Source organism: Chitinophaga agri, assembly GCF_010093065.1.
In the GTDB taxonomy this organism is placed as follows: domain Bacteria; phylum Bacteroidota; class Bacteroidia; order Chitinophagales; family Chitinophagaceae; genus Chitinophaga; species Chitinophaga agri.
In genome coordinates this window covers 2984187-3001297 of sequence record NZ_CP048113.1, presented here as the reverse complement: position 1 = coordinate 3001297, position 17111 = coordinate 2984187, and the positions used below count along the sequence as shown (strand labels likewise).

At 47.0% G+C, this 17111-nt stretch carries 14 protein-coding genes; 10 read left to right on the top strand and 4 right to left on the bottom strand.

Annotated features, from left to right (window positions below):
• Nucleotides 1–88 precede the first annotated feature (88 nt).
• On the top strand, nucleotides 89–2614 hold the full coding sequence (locus tag GWR21_RS11760; RefSeq protein ID WP_162331939.1) for a T9SS type A sorting domain-containing protein: 2526 nt from the start codon (nucleotides 89–91) through the stop codon (nucleotides 2612–2614).
• A gap of 67 nt (nucleotides 2615–2681) precedes the next feature.
• On the opposite strand, the gene dnaG is transcribed toward GWR21_RS11760, so the two are convergent.
• Nucleotides 2682–4661, bottom strand: coding sequence for a DNA primase (dnaG, locus tag GWR21_RS11755; RefSeq protein ID WP_162331938.1), 1980 nt, complete (start codon nucleotides 4659–4661; stop codon nucleotides 2682–2684).
• Nucleotides 4662–4884: 223 nt separating this feature from the next.
• On the opposite strand from dnaG, the gene GWR21_RS11750 reads away from it, so the two are divergent.
• The 4 genes from GWR21_RS11750 to GWR21_RS11735 all read left to right on the top strand — a co-directional run bounded on the left by GWR21_RS11750 (nucleotide 4885) and on the right by GWR21_RS11735 (nucleotide 8789).
• The gene (locus GWR21_RS11750) at nucleotides 4885–6096 is read left to right on the top strand and encodes an LVIVD repeat-containing protein (RefSeq protein ID WP_162331937.1); all 1212 of its coding nucleotides are present in this window, start codon (nucleotides 4885–4887) and stop codon (nucleotides 6094–6096) included.
• On the top strand, nucleotides 6096–6845 hold the full coding sequence (locus GWR21_RS11745; RefSeq protein WP_162331936.1) for a DUF3575 domain-containing protein: 750 nt from the start codon (nucleotides 6096–6098) through the stop codon (nucleotides 6843–6845). The genes GWR21_RS11750 and GWR21_RS11745 overlap by 1 nt, the downstream gene beginning before the upstream one ends.
• 32 nt (nucleotides 6846–6877) lie before the next feature.
• A complete protein-coding gene (locus tag GWR21_RS11740) occupies nucleotides 6878–7537 on the top strand; it encodes a hypothetical protein (protein ID WP_162331935.1) in 660 nt (219 codons plus the stop codon).
• A 73-nt stretch (nucleotides 7538–7610) separates the two neighbouring features.
• Nucleotides 7611–8789: an acetyl-CoA C-acyltransferase gene (locus GWR21_RS11735; RefSeq protein WP_162331934.1), complete on the top strand. Its 1179-nt coding sequence runs from the start codon at nucleotides 7611–7613 to the stop codon at nucleotides 8787–8789.
• Between the two features lie 464 nt (nucleotides 8790–9253).
• On the opposite strand, the gene GWR21_RS11730 is transcribed toward GWR21_RS11735, so the two are convergent.
• Entirely contained in the window at nucleotides 9254–9898 is a 645-nt protein-coding gene (locus tag GWR21_RS11730) for a hypothetical protein (RefSeq protein WP_162331933.1), read from the bottom strand.
• A gap of 187 nt (nucleotides 9899–10085) precedes the next feature.
• Here GWR21_RS11730 and GWR21_RS11725 point away from each other — a divergent pair, with 187 nt between their 5' ends.
• Nucleotides 10086–11069 carry a pyruvate dehydrogenase complex E1 component subunit beta gene (locus tag GWR21_RS11725; protein ID WP_162331932.1) on the top strand — a complete coding sequence of 328 codons (984 nt, stop codon included), beginning with the start codon at nucleotides 10086–10088 and terminating at the stop codon, nucleotides 11067–11069.
• A 99-nt stretch (nucleotides 11070–11168) separates the two neighbouring features.
• On the opposite strand, the gene cysM is transcribed toward GWR21_RS11725, so the two are convergent.
• Nucleotides 11169–12050 (bottom strand): cysteine synthase CysM, encoded by an 882-nt coding sequence (gene cysM / locus GWR21_RS11720; RefSeq protein WP_162331931.1) that lies wholly within the window; start codon nucleotides 12048–12050, stop codon nucleotides 11169–11171.
• Nucleotides 12051–12866 carry a serine O-acetyltransferase gene (locus GWR21_RS11715; RefSeq protein ID WP_162331930.1) on the bottom strand — a complete coding sequence of 272 codons (816 nt, stop codon included), beginning with the start codon at nucleotides 12864–12866 and terminating at the stop codon, nucleotides 12051–12053. It lies immediately after the preceding gene.
• A gap of 170 nt (nucleotides 12867–13036) precedes the next feature.
• Between GWR21_RS11715 and GWR21_RS11710 the strand changes: the two genes are divergently transcribed.
• The 4 genes from GWR21_RS11710 to cdd all read left to right on the top strand — a co-directional run bounded on the left by GWR21_RS11710 (nucleotide 13037) and on the right by cdd (nucleotide 17046).
• A complete protein-coding gene (locus GWR21_RS11710; RefSeq protein WP_162331929.1) occupies nucleotides 13037–14221 on the top strand; it encodes a sigma-54-dependent transcriptional regulator in 1185 nt (394 codons plus the stop codon).
• 116 nt (nucleotides 14222–14337) lie between these two features.
• Complete coding sequence (locus GWR21_RS11705) at nucleotides 14338–14994, top strand: alpha/beta fold hydrolase (protein ID WP_162331928.1); 657 nt, start codon at nucleotides 14338–14340, stop codon at nucleotides 14992–14994.
• A gap of 212 nt (nucleotides 14995–15206) precedes the next feature.
• Nucleotides 15207–16391: a signal peptidase I gene (lepB, locus tag GWR21_RS11700; protein WP_162331927.1), complete on the top strand. Its 1185-nt coding sequence runs from the start codon at nucleotides 15207–15209 to the stop codon at nucleotides 16389–16391.
• A gap of 169 nt (nucleotides 16392–16560) precedes the next feature.
• Nucleotides 16561–17046 (top strand): cytidine deaminase, encoded by a 486-nt coding sequence (cdd, locus tag GWR21_RS11695; RefSeq protein ID WP_162331926.1) that lies wholly within the window; start codon nucleotides 16561–16563, stop codon nucleotides 17044–17046.
• The last annotated feature ends 65 nt before the right edge of the window (nucleotides 17047–17111 follow it).

The window sequence follows — 17111 nt, the reverse complement described above, 5'->3', positions numbered from 1 at the left end:
AACCTTCAGGATTTATTTTTTATGTCCGCTTTCACATATATTTGTGTGAACCTAATTTTGTTTAACTCACGTTACCCCCCTATTATTTATGAAAAAGACACTATTGTTGTTTGTTTTGGTGTACCTGTGCCATTTCCTATACGCACAACCCGGCCCTAAGGTACACTTCGATCTTTCCAGACGTCAGTCGTGTAATGCGCCGGTGACGATCAACTTTAAAGACATGACATCCCATCCCGGTAAATCCGGCATTGTTTCCTGGAAATGGTATTTCGGAGACGGTACAGTTGATTCCACTTCCGGACCGAAGGTCGCACACCGGTATACCCGTCATGGTGTATTTCCTGTAAGACTGGTAGTGCGCGACAAACACGGACGTATTGGCGCCGACTCCCTGTCCGGCGATAACCTCGTCAGAATAGGAGCTATGGCACAACTACCAGCTACAGTCACATTGCCTGCCCATGGTGCTGTCACACTCCGTAATCTGGCTGCACCCTTGTCATTTGACAGCCTGGGTACCTACAAATGGTATCGGGGCAATAGACTGATCAGTACCGCGCGTAAAGTGACGGTGACTGATACAGGCAGGATCACCCTCAGGTACACCGCATGTGGTCGTACTATGACGGCGCAGACACTTGTCGTGGTGACACCTGTTGATACTTCCTGGAAGATCAACATCTCTGTGGAGCCGGAATCTCCGTGCGGCGATGTATTTAAACTCTTTGCAAATATTACGACGCCCGATAGTTCCTATGCTTTAGTGTGGAGTACCGGTGAACTTACCCCTTATATCAGGGTTACTACAGAAGGCGTGTACACTGCTGTGCTGAGAGACCTACAGGGAAATATCCACGCAGTTGATACTGCTACCGTAACGTTTAACAAGCCATTCAGGGCCACACTGGAACTACATCCGGGCGCCGTACCTGGTAGTGATACACTCATCGCTTCTCCGAGCACAGAATGGTGGTACGGTTATAATTACAGATGGTACAGGGACAATATACTGATCCTGAATACGAACTCGCCTCAGTTGTACGATCCGCAGCCAGGTGTCTATAAAGTATTCGTACAAAATGATGCCGGCTGTAATGACATCTCTGACACACTACACTATAATGTGGACACAACTGCATTGCAGGTGGATTATACTTACCGGATATCTGCCTGTGATCCACGCAGTATCGGCTTCAATGGTATTGTCAAAGTAGCACCTGGAGATGCCGTAGTAAGCTATTTGTGGGACTTTGATAATTACAGTGGAGGTACTACAAAGGACACCTATCAGCACTTTGATCAGCCGGGCACCTATGATGTTTCCTTTTCCGTGATCACTGCCAGCGGAAGAACTGCATCCGTATCAAAACAGTTTGTGATCCCTTATGTAGCACCATGGACTGCCCATATCACTGCACAGCCTAATGCCTGTGGTGATACCGTATTCCTGACGCTGAACAGCTCTCCGCAGGCGAGCTATTATTACTGGAGCAGCGGGCAGACATCCCAGACCATTGCGGTGACTGAGTCTGGTTATTATATAGCTGGTGCGGAAGACAGTTGTTTTGCCATCAGAGTTATGGATACGATCCAGGTGACCATTAACAGGCCATTCACTGCTGAGATCAGAACGTATAGTCAGGATACATTGTATGCATGGCCATTGAATGATACATTACCGGCCAGGTATAGTTATACCTGGTACAGGAATGATACTGTATATTCCAATGCCAGTGCTTTATCCATGCCCGAACCAGGTATTTACCGCCTGCGGGTGACTGGTGTGAACGGTTGCTCTTCTTTGTCGTCTCCTTATTACTACAACGTACCAATTGATACCGCATGGGATATTCAGCTCGAAACGTATGGACAGGTAACGTGTGTAGATTCTATATGGGTCTTTGCCAACGTGCGTGTACCGGCAGATAAGCACTATTACATCGCCTGGCAGAATGGTCAGGGCGGAAATGCATTCATTGCACGTACATCCGGTTACTACACAGCCAGGTTGTTTGATGATGAAGGTCATCTACGCGCTGAAGAGACAATGTATATCATGATCACATCGCACGTAAATGCATCTCTTGAAATACACGGTACACCCGTACCTGGTAATGATACCCTGGTGGCTTATCCGCAGACACAGTGGTGGACAGGTTACTTCTACAGATGGTATCGTGATGGTGTAGAAGTGCTGGCGGGTAATGCGCCGTATCTATACTATGCCACGCCGGGTACCTATGTGGTGTATGTACGCAGTGATGAAGGTTGCGATGACTGGTCTGATCCTGTCAGCTACGGTTATGCTGACAGCAGTGCTGTACGGCCACCGACAGTCGCATCACTAGATCACTTAAACAGGAAAGATGGTGATGTCAGCATAAAGACCTATCCGAATCCATCCACAGGTAAGGTATATATACAGTTTGATAAACCATTGCAGCAGGCAATGCTGATCAGGGTGTATAACCTACAGGGTGGTGTCGTCTATACACGATCTACCGCTGCGCAGCAGCAATTGCTTGAACTCTCTCATCTGCCCAAAGGTTACTATATAATAGAGCTGACAGGCAATGGTGTGAAACAGACACGGTCATTGCTCCTGCAATAACCGTTGGTATAAAGACAAAGGCCTGACTGTTATGCAGTCAGGCCTTTGTCTTTATACCAAATGATCATTACCGGAATATTACGGTTCCCAATCCCTGTGTCAGCTCATTCTCCAGCACTTTCAGGTGTTTATGCATCTCCATACATTTGAGCTGCTCTTCAAACACCGTCGATTTTTCCAGTTCCTGCTGATTCTCTATGATCATCTTACGGATCTTTCTAAGCATCAGATAGTTTGTGGTAGAGATGGTGTCTTTGAGATATGCATTGTCGCCATAGACGGTATCGATCTCAAATTTATCCTTCCAGGCGGCGCTGAGCTCTGCTTCCTTATCCTCCATGATCCCTACTACCAGTGTGGCTATTTCCTGGTCATTATGGTACAGGAACCATTTTTTATCTGGCAGGCTATCCTGGTCATATAGCAGTTTATATTCCCTTAATATCCGCTTAACCAGCTCATTATCTGCCAGTGATTCGAAGTCATAGGGGAGGTGGAAGATGTAATCCGCAACAGTGCTCTGCTCTTCCTCACTGAAAGGTTTATCTCCGAAGCGGAGGAGTATCTTCACCAGTTCCCGTTCCTGTTTTTCATCCGGATTAAAGAAGTTGACCGCAGGTTCTCCACCATTTTCCATGGCCTCCATGGCGGCAATTGCTTCCGGTGAAAGATCATCGTCTACAGCAGGTGTGTTGCTGGTATGCTCACGGTTGAACTGCTGTTCTTTTTTCTGGAAACGTTCACGTATGAACTTATTGACCAGGTTGATCAGGCCCTGCTCATCGATCTTCAGTAGCTGACTGCACTGACGGATATAATCCTGTTGACGGGTGAAGTCTTCCGTTTTGTCAATCTTGGAGATCGTTTCAGCGATCTCATTTACAAGCTGTGATTTACGGGTACTGTCATTACCTGCTTCCTGCTCCAGGAGCCGCAGCTTAAACAGTACGAAATCCTGTTTATTAGCAGCTATAAACTCTCTGAAAGCATCTGCGCCTATCTTCTGTACATAACTGTCCGGGTCCTCCTTATCGGGGATTAAAACCAGCTTTACGTTCAATCCTTCCTCAATCGCCATGTCCAGACCTCTCAACGCTGCTTTTACGCCGGCATTATCCCCGTCAAAGAGGATGGTCAGGTTGTTGGTGTACTTCTTCACCAGTCGCAGCTGGTGCTGCGTCAGAGACGTACCGCTGGAGGCAACTACGTTTTCAATCCCGGCCTGATGCAGGGATATCACGTCGGTGTACCCCTCTACCAGCAGGCATTCATTCAGCTTGTCTATGGCGTGGCGGGCAAAGTAGGTGCCATACAGTACCCTGTTTTTGACGTATATCTCGTTCTCCGGGGAATTGACATATTTGGGCGCACGATCGTTTTTAACAAGGATACGTGCACCAAATCCCAGTACCTTGCCGCTCTGGTTGTGGATAGGAAAGATCACACGGCCGCGGTAATTATCACCGGGCTGTTCATTCCTGATAGTGACAAGACCCGTTTTTTGCAGATAGTCCAGGTTGTATCCCTTGGCTAACGCTGCCTTGGTGAATGCATCCCAGGTGTTCAGGCTGTAACCCAGCTGGAACTTCCGGATGGTCTCCTGTGTAAATCCACGTTCTTCAAAGTAACTCAGGCCAACGTTCTGGCCTTCTTCAGTATTGAAGAGGGTATTGGAAAAGTATTCGCGTGCAAAGTTGTTGATGATGTAAAGGCTGTCAGCCATCATCTGCTGCTGACGGACCTCCGGACTTACCTCTGTCTCCTCAATGGGTACATCGTATTTCTGTGCCAGCCACCGCAGGGCTTCGACATAGGAATACTTTTCATGCTCCATGAGGAACTTGATGGCGTTACCGCTCTGGCCACATCCGAAACATTTGAAGATCTCCTTGCTGGGAGTGACCGTAAAGGAAGGGGATTTTTCATTATGGAAAGGGCAGAGACCAAGGTAGTTGGCGCCCCGCTTTTTCAATTTCACGAAATTGCCCACTATCTCCACAATGTCAATCCGGCTAAGTATCTGCTGTATGGTATTCTGTGAAATCAATGGCTATATTTTCAGAACGCGAATTTAACTAAAATTCACCGTTTGGCGGGGTTTGTGTCTCTGATGCAGTACTGTTGCCGGTTTCATGTGATAGCAGCAGCCATATGATAGGGTACGATCGTGCTCGCCTATGGCGGATGGAAGGTATGCCTTAACGATTTTTTAACCCCTCGTTTGTAACTTCCCGCTACCTTTGTCCGCTTAATTGTAAAATGCCTATTTAATGACCCGCCTATTATTTACCTATGTACTGTTAGCGACCTGTTTCCTATTGGGGGGATGTGACCAGGATCCCTGGATGCGTGGAGCTGTTGAAGGCTATCTACCTGTTTATGATAATAATCCGACTTTCAAGCAGATCAGCTATCAACCTGCCAGGTCCAGCGTCCATCCCGGTAAGCTGTATACATACGGCAAGCTGGTATTGCAGGCAGAATCTGACTCCGGATTACACCTGATCTCTTACCAGGATCCCGCGCATCCTGTAAGAACGGCCTTTCTCCGTATTCCTGGTTTTCGGACAGCTACTGTGAAAGGAGACTATCTCTACGCAGATAATTACAATGACCTGGTCGTCATACCTTTAAAAGAGCTGCCCTCTCTTTCGCATGTGGGACGAGTACCTGGTATGTGGACACAGAAAGATTTTCCGCCTTTTGAGGGTGCTTACTTTGAATGTGTGGACCATTCGAAAGGAGCCGTGATCGGATGGCAGAAAGGAATAGTGAACAACCCGCAATGTCGTGCGGATAGAGGACATAAGGATACTGATCCCTCACAGTTGAAACTAAGTGCCGGTATAGTAGTGGAAGGTGAATATCTCTACGTCAGTGATAAGGGAAATCTGATGTCTTATTCCATTGCGCAACCGACGGCGCCGGTGTTAAAGCAGCAACTGACAGGAACTGATCGCATTGACAGTATCTATATGTTCAATGAGTTACTGGCTACGGTTAGGAAAGAAAGAAGCCGCATCTCATTATATGACCTTTCCAATCCTGCCATAATCAACTACAAGACAGGTTTAACGCCGCCATATGCCTGTGAGATACTGGTACCGGCCGGCAAATATGTTTATTCGGTGGGTAACTACAACTTTATGATGTGCAGTCCATCAAAGGAGCCGGAAGTGAACGTCTATGAACTATCGGCCGACTATAACACCTTAACACTGGCAGGTTCCTTACAATTTGATACCACTTATGCAGTTATCCGCGGTGGCAATTATCTGTATGCAGGTACCACTAAGGGTATCAGCATAGTGGATGTTTCAGCGCCGCCGGTCATTACCCGTTTTGCGGAAAAGCAGGGAGATATTTATACAGATATGATCATTGAAGGCACGCTTTTATTCGCACGCAGTGCAACATGGATAGCGTGTTATGATATATCATCTCCTGCATCTATTACACTCATTTCCAAACTGGCCTATTAATGAAATATCTGTACATAACATCTCTTTGTTGCCTATTGACAATAGCTGCGTCAGCGCAGAGAAGACCAGCCGGAAAGCCAGGTGAACCGGGTATCACCACTTATCTGACGTCGTATTCCCACAGCGGTATCCCCGATAGCGTACTGCAGGGCTGGAGGATCAGTACAAACCTTGTGTCGCTTGTAGCACCGGATGGTGGGATCTCTCTCGCTGGAGAATACCGTTTTAACAATCATTGGAGCGTGCTGACAGAGGCTACCTGGATTTTCATCGATTCGAAGAACGCATTTGATATCAGGGGAAGGTATACCCCTAAAGCGAAAGGATATGCCATCCGTCCTGAGGTAAGGTATTATCTGACTGGCAAGCGTAGCCGGTATAGGATGTTCTTTGCTCAGGAGATCTCCTACAAGAAAGTCAACTTCCTCGAGGAGCGTATCCAGCAGATCGGTCTTGATCAATGGGGACACTATGACTATGAGCAGATCACTCCTTATGAGAAGACCAAGCAGGTGTATAGTACTGCCAGTAAGTTTGGCGCACAGTTCCTGATCGGTCCTGCGCACCGTATCCTGCTTGAAGGGTTTATAGGATTGGGAGTTAAATACAAGGATTACGCTTATACGCATCAGCCACCTGCGACAAGCTATCTGGAGGATAAGGATTATAGCTTTGATGAAGCAAAGAATCAGCGTTACGCATGGACGGCTGCTGTTCCAATGGCCATCAAAATAGGTTACCGTTTCTAGTACAATCATCCCCAAAAAATAATACAGCTTTTATGAAACATTTATTACTCGCATGTTGTCTGCTGTTTGTTGGTAGCATTGCTACGGCGCAGGAGGAAAAGGAGACACAAAAGAAAGTGCTCCCCTCACAGAAAGGCGTCTTTCTTAATACGACGCTTAGTTCATTGACAGAGCCGGAGGGAGGCCCTTCTCTGGGCCTGGAGTACCGTTTCTCTGAAACGGTGGCCGTTGGGCTTGATGCGACAGCGCTGCTCTATGTATTGCCTGACACCTACGAAGACAGTCGTGACAGAAGAGGCTTTCGTGTACGTCCTGAGATTAAATTCTTTCCTTCCTTCTGGCAAAAGGAACACAGGAGTTTTTATGTCAGTTTGATGGGGCTCTATAAAGAGATCCGTTACAATGAACAGTTTTACAGTTTCGACGGCACTAATACCAACATGTATACAGTAAGGCAGAAGAAAGCAGTAAGTGCACTGTCTGCCAATATGGGGGTACAGCGATATGTCGGTCCGGACCGTCGTATACTGATAGAGCTGTATGCAGGTTGTGGATTCAGACATCGGCGTACGACACCGGGAGATCCTTATGATTCTTACCGTGATACTGACCGTTTCCTGCGTCTTTCTATCGATGAAGATGGATATAGTCCAAGCTTCGCATTCGGATTTAAGCTGGGCTACCGTTTGTGAAATTCCGTTATATTTGGTGAAAACCAAACAATCTTAACAGCCCCGCCTACTGGCGTGACTTAAATTTCTACGGATGAAAGAAGTATTTATAGTTTCAGCAGTGCGTACCCCCATCGGTTCTTTTAATGGCGCATTGTCAGCTTTATCAGCGACACAACTGGGAGCCATCGTTATGAAAGCCGTGCTGGAGAAAGCAGGTATACCTGCTACTGCGGTGAATGAAGTGTACATGGGTAATGTGATCAGTGCCAACCTGGGACAGGCACCCGCTAATCAGGCCAGTATCTATGCCGGTATTCCTACAAATGTACCTTGTACTACTGTCAATAAGGTATGTGCCTCCGGCATGAAAGCCATTATGTTGGGTGCACAAAGCATCCTGTCAGGCGATAATGATGTGGTCGTAGCAGGTGGAATGGAAAGCATGAGTAATGTACCTTATTACCTCGACAAAGCGCGTAGCGGTTACAAACTGGGACATGGTGCAGTAACAGACGGTATCATCCGCGATGGCCTTTGGGACCCTTACAAGGATTTTCACATGGGTAATGCGGCAGAGCTGTGTAATACCGAATATAAGATCACCCGCGAAGAGCAGGACGCTTACGCTATCCAGAGCTATAAAAGAGCGGCGGAAGCTACTGAAAAAGGCTATTTCAAAAATGAGATCGTTCCTGTGGAAGTACCTGGTAAACAGGTGGTGACAGTGGCGGAAGACGAAGATTATAAAAAAGTAAACTTCGAGAAGATCCCTACCCTGAAACCCACTTTCCAGAAAGACGGTACCATTACCGCGGCAAATGCCTCTAATCTCAATGACGGGGCAGCCGCAGTCGTCCTGATGAGCGGTGAAAAAGTAAAGGAACTGGGACTACAGCCACTGGCAAAGATCATCAGTTTTGCAGATGCCTCACAGGCGCCGGAATGGTTCACTACCACACCTGTAAAGGCCGTGAATAAAGCACTGGAGAAAGCAAAACTGACTGTCGCGGATATTGATTTTGTGGAGATCAATGAGGCATTCTCCTGTGTTCCACTTGCCAATGAACGTGATCTGGGCCTGTCTCCCGAAAAAGTAAATGTATGGGGAGGAGCTGTTTCCATCGGCCATCCGATAGGGTGTAGTGGTGCCCGTATCGTGGTAACACTCAGTTCTATCCTGCGTCATAATAATGCCCGCTACGGTGTGGCAGGTATCTGTAATGGCGGCGGCGGCGCAAGCGCGATCGTCATAGAAGCGGTTAATAACTAATTGATTGCTCCTGCATTTTATCATTCATTTCCGATCAATCTAATTATTTTCTCATATAACAGACCTGATCTTTAAGATATTACCCTGAGTCTCTGATTGGAAAAGGGCGTTCACTGATAGTGGATGCCCTTTTCTTTTTTATTGATTATCAGATATTTAGGGGTTATAGTTCCTCCCTATTGTCTGAAATGGGAGTGTCTTTTTTTTCAAACTGGTGATTATCAGTATTTATGATGTAGAGCAGCCGCTTTAATCAGGGTGAAATACCGTTATTAGCAGGCTACTATAAGGTCACCAAAAGGTCACTTCAAGGGCACTTCAATATCCCTGGGATATTGAAGTGCCCTTGAAGTGACCTTTTGGTACCAGTTTAATATGAATAACAGGGTATCAGCCGGCAGGGGTGTTACCCTGCCAGCGCACTATTGTCACTTTATGTTGTATAAAGGAAAAACGAACGTACACTAACGTCTCAGCTGGAGGGCAATCACCGTGTCCAGTTTAGATACTTCACCTGGTTCGTTCACCAGGTTGAGGCTCAGTTTCACACTATCCTCGCCTGCTTTCTGCGCTTTCAGCGTAGTCAGCTGCCCGGCAGTTTTCACCACATCCGGAGAGATCTTTTCGAATAACCAGTATTTGTCTTCTACCAGGCTATAGGTGGGGTAGCGGTAGATGATATCCACCGTTTTGGTTTGTATGGCGTAGTCGTCATCGATAGGATAACGCTTCAGATCGCCGTCAGACAGTAATCCGAGTCCGGTGATCACGGTCAGCGTCCGAAGAGGAGGGAGTAGCAATCCGAAAAGGAGGGCAAAGGGAAATCCGTAAAAAGTACAGAGATAGACCCATTTACCCGATACTTCCTTTGGTGTCAGCCCGTATAAAATGATGCCGGAGCCTGCATACAGTGTGAAAAACACCCTTTCGGTATACCCGCCCTTAAATCCGTAACCGCTGACCAGCAGGAGGACACAGATAACGGAAAATACACACATTGCCAGGTGGAAATACCAGGTCAGACTGGTGATAATGGGCGCTTTTACTTTTTTAATCTTGCACGAAATGGCAGCCAGAAAGCAGAAGGATAGGACAGTGATCGTAAACATAGGACAGGATATTAACTTATAACAGGCAGTCTACCCGCTAATATATGTAATATTTAATATATAGTATTTAAAATCTGGTGGATTTTACTCTGAAGTTTTACTTTGCTTTTTCGTCAACAAACAATAATTTTGCCCCTGCCTTAATATAAATTAGGGCATTTAACTTTCAAACTTTAAGAGTAACAGCATGCGTCAGATAGCTTTCAGACAAGCCTTACGAGAAGCCATGCAGGAAGAGATGCGTCGTGATGACCGCGTTTTCCTGATGGGAGAGGAAGTAGCCGAATATAACGGAGCCTACAAAGTTAGCCAGGGAATGCTGGACGAATTTGGCCCTAAGAGAGTAATTGATACGCCAATCGCCGAGCTGGGTTTCACTGCAATCGCTGTTGGTGCTGCTCAGAATGGTCTTCGCCCGATCGTTGAATTTATGACCTGGAACTTCGCCGTACTAGCACTGGACCAGATCCTGAATACAGCGTCTAAGATGCTGGCAATGAGTGGTGGCCAGGTAGGTTGTCCTATCGTTTTCCGTGGACCTAACGGTTCCGCGGGTCAGCTGGGTGCACAGCACTCAACTGCTTTCGAAAGCTACTATGCAAATATCCCAGGTTTAAAAGTTATCTCAGTATCTAACCCATATGATGGTAAAGGTCTGCTGAAAGCGGCTATCCGTGATAACGATCCGGTTGTTTTCATGGAGAGCGAGGTAGGGTATGGTGATATGGGCGAAGTACCTGAAGAAGAATACATCATTGAGATCGGTAAAGCTGATATCAAACGTGCCGGTAAAGACGTAACGATCGTTTCTTTCAACAAAATGATGAAAGTTGCGCTGGGTGCTGCTGAAGAACTGGCGAAAGAAGGTATCGAGGCCGAAGTGATTGACCTGCGTACGATCCGTCCGCTGGACTGGTTCACCATCCTGCAGTCTGTTAAGAAAACCAACCGCCTGGTGATCGTAGAAGAACAATGGCCATTTGCGAGCGTTTCTTCTGAGATCTCTTACCGTATCCAGAAAGAAGGTTTTGATTATCTGGACGCTCCGATCCGCCGTATCACTGCTGCTGATGCTCCAATGCACTATGCTCCTAACCTGGTAAAAGGTTATCTGCCTGATGTAGAGCGCACTGTGAAACTGGTGAAAGAAGTGATGTACATGAAGAAGTAACAGCTACTTTGTTATAAAAGAAAAGAGGCCGTATCTCAGATGCGGCCTCTTTTTATTTTACAACCTGCCGGTAATTCCAGCAGGGGGATCAATGTTGACTCAACCAAACAGGTCGGAGGACAGGTACCTGTCTCCTCTGTCGCAAATAATACATACCAGCACGCCATGCTCGAGTTCCCTGGAGATCCTTTCCGCTGCTGATACCGCCCCGCCACTGCTCATACCGCAGAAAATACCTTCATCTTTGGCCAGCCTGCGGGTCATAGCTTTTGCTTCTTCCTCGGAGATGTCCATCACGCGGTCTATCCTCGATCTGTCGAAGATCTTCGGAAGGTAAGCCTCAGGCCATTTGCGGATGCCGGGTATCTTACTGCCTTCAGTCGGCTGACAACCCACTATCTGTACCTGGTTGTTCTGCTCTTTCAGGTATTTGGACACACCCATGATGGTCCCGGTGGTCCCCATGGCGCTCACAAAATGCGTTACTCCCTGCTGAGTATCCCGCCATATTTCAGGTCCGGTGGTCTTATAGTGCATGCCGTAGTTGTCCGGGTTGGCAAACTGGTTCAGCATGTGATAGCCCCCTTTTGCCACCTGTGCATTGGCATAATCGATGGAGCCTTCCATAGAGGCCTCCTTTGGCGTCAGGATCACCTTTGCCCCAAATGCTTCCATGGTGAGCACCCTTTCGCGGGTCGCATCTTCCGGCATGACCAGTTCTATTTCCACCCCAAAAAGGCTGGCGATCATGGCCAGTGCGATACCGGTATTACCGCTGGTCGCTTCTATGAGTTTGATGCCTGGTTTAATCTCTCCCCTGTCCAGTGCACCTTTGATCATACCATAGGCTGCACGGTCTTTCACACTTCCTCCCGGATTATTCCCTTCCAGTTTTGCGTAAATGGTCACATTCGGGTTAGCGCTGACACTTTTAAGCGCAACCATGGGCGTGTTACCAACAAGATCTAATATCGAATGCATTTAATAACTGTTTTCTACAACATTAATACTCCCGTCAGCCCGGTAATAGATACGGCTGAAAGGCGCAGTACTTTTGATCAGCCAAACATTTCCGCCGATAATACTGTGATGCCCGACCACGGTATCGCCACCAAGGATGGTAGCTCCTGCATAGATGATGACGTTATCTTCAATAGTAGGATGGCGTTTGCTGCGTGCCATGTCTTTATCCACACTCAGGGCACCCAGTGTCACCCCCTGGTAGAGTTTGACATTTGCACCAATCACCGTTGTTTCACCTATCACGATGCCGGTGCCGTGGTCAATGCAGAAATACGGAGCGATCACCGCCGCCGGGTGTATATCTACGCCGGTACAGCTATGGGCCCGTTCAGTGATCATACGGGGTAGTAGTGGTATTTTCAGCTGGTGAAGGGCATGTGCAATGCGGTAGAACGCAATGGCGTAGAAGCCCGGATATGCCCGGATCACTTCATACATACAGGTGGCAGCAGGGTCGCCTTTATAGATGGCTTCTGCATCTTTCTGCAAAGCGTCGTAAATAACGGGCGCCTGTTCCATGAACTGTACGCTCAGGTCTTCGGCGGACGAGGGTAGCTGCTGCTGCATGGGCAGCAACAATTGCTGCAGTTCCCCTTGCAGCATGTGGGCATATTCCTCCAGTAATACAATATCAGCCATCACTTTCCCTGTGTACTCGGGGAAGAGCCAGTTTATAAAGTTGTTGGCAAAGTCGTTCACCGCACTGGTAGGAGGATAAGCAGTCGCTGCAGCCAGCTGGTGCCTCCGCCTTAATTCTTCTAAAAGTTGTTGCATATCCAAGTGAATTACAGGATTTGAGGGAAAACGATCATTGAAATTACGGATTAATGTCGAAAGTCCATAGAAACTGTAGACAAATGGCAGGGGTTGGTGTCGCATTTGTTATCTTGGGCACTATCAAGTATTTTGCCTTAATTTTGTTCGTTGTTCACTAAAATAAAGATATGGCCAGCATTCTGATAATTGATGATGAGAAAAGCATACGTAAAACGCTATCTGAAATTCTGAGTTATGAAGGGTATAAGGTAGAGGAAGCAGCTGATGGTGCGGAAGGATTTAAGCTGTTCAAGGATAAGCAGTATGACGCTGTGCTCTGCGATATTAAAATGCCCAAAATGGATGGGCTGGAATTTCTGGAGAAGGCCAGAGAGATCAATACCGATGTGCCTATCATCATGGTATCAGGCCACGGTAATATTGACACAGCGGTAGATGCCGTGAAGAAAGGAGCTTATGATTATATCTCTAAACCACCAGATCTTAACAGACTGCTGATCACCCTGCGTAATGCGATGGACAAGAGCAACCTGGTTACTGAAACCAAGACGCTGCGCCGTAAAGTGAACAAGACACAGGAAATGATCGGGACGTCAGCGCCTATTCTGAAGATAAAGGAGACCATTGAAAAGGTGGCCGCTACGGATGCCCGTGTATTGGTGACAGGTGAGAACGGGGTGGGTAAAGAGCTGGTAGCCCGCTGGTTACATGAGCTGAGCAACCGTGCAGCCGGTCCTATTGTAGAAGTGAACTGTGCCGCAATACCTAGTGAACTAATTGAAAGTGAACTGTTTGGTCATGAGAAAGGTTCCTTTACATCCGCAGTAAAACAACGTATCGGTAAGTTCGAACAGGCGAATGGTGGTACACTGTTCCTGGACGAAATAGGTGATATGAGCCTTAGTGCGCAAGCCAAGGTGTTAAGGGCATTACAGGAAGGTAAGATCACCCGGGTTGGGGGCGATAAAGAGATCAGCGTGGATGTACGTGTGGTAGCAGCTACCAACAAAGACCTGCTGAAAGAAGTGGAGGACAAGAACTTCCGTCTTGACCTGTACCATCGTCTCAGTGTGATCCTGATCCATGTACCCTCACTGAATGATCGCCGTGATGATATTCCTGCCCTGGTAGAGCACTTCCTGGAAAGTGCCTGTCAGGAATACGGCATGGCCAGGAAGACAGTAGATAAGGAGGCCATGAAGGCATTACAGCAACATAACTGGTCTGGTAATATCCGCGAACTGGGTAACGTGGTAGCCCGCCTGGTCATCCTCTCCGGTAAGACCATCACTGCCGAGGATGTATTTGACTATGTATTGCCTGCAAGGGACAAGAAGAAAATGAACGCTTAATAAAGGAAAATGGCTGTTCACTATACGGTGGACAGCCATTTTCATCATATACCAGTCAGGAGTAACCCGCCAGCCTCATTGCATCATTAATAATCCTGCATTTTAGTTACCGTATTATGGACAAGCACCTATACCTGCTCAGCGGAATGGGAGCAGACGAACGGATCTTCAAACACCTTAGTTTCCCCGCAGCTTATACCGTACATTATCTTGACTGGTTAACACCTGTACCGGAGGAGACATTTCCGGAATATGCCGCCCGTATGGCTGCCAGGATCGAACACGAGGATGTGACACTGGTAGGTGTCTCCTTTGGGGGAATGCTGGCAGTGGAGATAGCCCGTCAGCGCCCGGTCAGTAAAGTGATCCTGATCAGCAGTATCAAGAATACCGGAGAGCGTCCGCCATATCTGGGCTGGGTGCGGAGAACCGGTTTACTGGCATTGCTCCGGTTACCGGATGCGATCATTTTTACCCGCCGGAAAGGTGTGGTGAAGCTGTTCCTGAATGCAGAAACAGCAGAAGAAATGGAGCTGTTGTCGGACTATATGAAGAAAACCTCCTACGGTTACCTGCGCTGGGGGATAAGGGTGGTCGTGAACTGGGCCAATGATTTTATGCCGGCTTCTATTGTACATATTCATGGTGGCAGGGACAGGACTTTCCCGCTCCGTTTTATCAAGGCTGATTATACTATTCCCGATGGGGGGCATTTTATGGTGTATAACCGTGCGCCTCAGATCAATGAAATACTGCGAAAGGAGCTGGTATAAGCAGGCCCCTACTGCGTTTAAAGGGTATGCGGGGGTGAGGTGAAAGGAGGGAGAGGTATTCCGAAGTGCATATTTCTCAATGCTTTTACATGTAAAAAACTTTATTAAATCAATCTAATCCTATTATTTTAGCAAAACTTTTGGTTAGTATTAATTAGCTTGCAGAATCAGTATCTTATATTTGATCTTTAAAATATCTTAAACAAATCTTAATGAACCTGGCTTTTTGGAGAAGAAATAAAGAGGGTCAGCCAAAGAAGAAGAAATCTGCTATAAGAGAGTGGTTTGATGCTGCGATATTCGCCATCATCGCTGCTACTTTGATACGCACTTTTATTTTTGAGGCGTACACTATCCCAACCCCATCTATGGAAAAGACCTTACTGGTGAACGATTTTCTGTTCGTTAGTAAGATCAGTTATGGTCCACGTGTTCCTATGACGCCGCTGGCTGTGCCTTTTACCCATCATACACTGCCTTTTACCAGGTATAGTAAGGCATATTCTGAAGCAGTACAGTGGAAATACAGACGTCTGCCAGGTTTTTCAGATGTGGAACGTTATGATGTTGTTGTATTTAACTTCCCCGAAGGTGATACAGTAGCACTGGAACAACAGGAGCAGAGCTACTACCAGCTGGTAAGAAATAATGGACGTGAGAACGTATGGGCGCAGAACCATGTGACATCCCGTCCTGTAGATAAACGTGAGAATTATATTAAGCGTTGTATGGCTATTCCGGGTGATACCCTGTCTATCAGAGATGGAGTGGTATTCATCAATGGTTCACAGGCGCCGATCCCTCCTGAGAGTGAGCGTCGTTATATTGTAACGACTTCTGGTGAGCAGCTGAATCCTGTTCGTCTGGATGAGCTGAATATGGATACGAACCCAATGGGAGGCGAGTTTGAAGCCGGCCGTTTCCTGTATGACCTCACGCCGGGAGTAGCTAACCTGTTAAAAACATGGCCGGTAGTAAAAGGTGTTGAGCCTTTTGTAAACCCATCTAAACAGTTGCTGAGTGTATTCCCGCATGATACCGCGCATTACAAATGGACAGAGCATAACTTCGGTCCGCTGTATATTCCGAAGAAAGGAGTGACTGTTCAGCTGGATAGCACCAATATTGCTTTCTACGATCGTATCATCAGCGTATATGAAGGCAATACACTGGAAGGTAAAAATGGTCAGTTCTATATCAATGGCAAGCCGTCAAGCAGCTATACCTTCAAAATGAACTACTACTGGATGATGGGTGATAACCGTGACAACTCACTGGATTCCCGTTTCTGGGGTTTTGTTCCTGAAGATCATATCGTAGGTAAAGCATGGCTGATATGGATGAGTTATGGCCACGGAAGCATCCGTTGGAACAGACTGTTCAAGACAATCAAATAATCAGGAATCGGGATGGCAAATTGAACCGTATCAATGCAGCAATTCATCACTTCCTGTTAAATAAATAAAGAAAAAGGCGTTTCATTTGAAGCGCCTTTTTCTTTATATTACTTTACATAGTGATCTTCGCTGCATTTCAATTCCTAATTCTTAATTCCTAATTTCTCTCATGGATATCCGCAAACATTCCTTCGAATACCATTCCTACCCCGATAGCGCAGCCTTACCTACTGCTGATCTGCGTTTACTGGAAGAAGCACGTGAAGTAACCGCCCAGGCGTATGCGCCATATTCCAACTTTTATGTAGGCGCAGCGATCCTGCTGGCCAATGGTATCGTGGTACGTGGCACTAACCAGGAAAATGCATCATTTCCGGCAGGTATCTGTGCTGAAAGAGTGGCATTGTCTACTGCTGCCTCATTATACCCGGGTGTACCCATACTCACGATCGCGGTCAGTTATCACAATCCCAAAGGCAGTAATGACGCACCGATCTCGCCGTGTGGCATCTGCCGTCAGACGTTGTCAGAGTACGAGGGTCGTCAGCAGCAGGCTATCAGGATCATTATGGGCGGGCAGACGGGTAAAGTCTTTGTGATCCCTACTATCAGGCACCTCCTGCCGCTGGGATTCACCGCAGAAGATATGCAATAAAATCACTATCTTTGTAGTGGTCCCTATAACACGCTATGCTGAATTTCCGTATCTTATGTCTACTG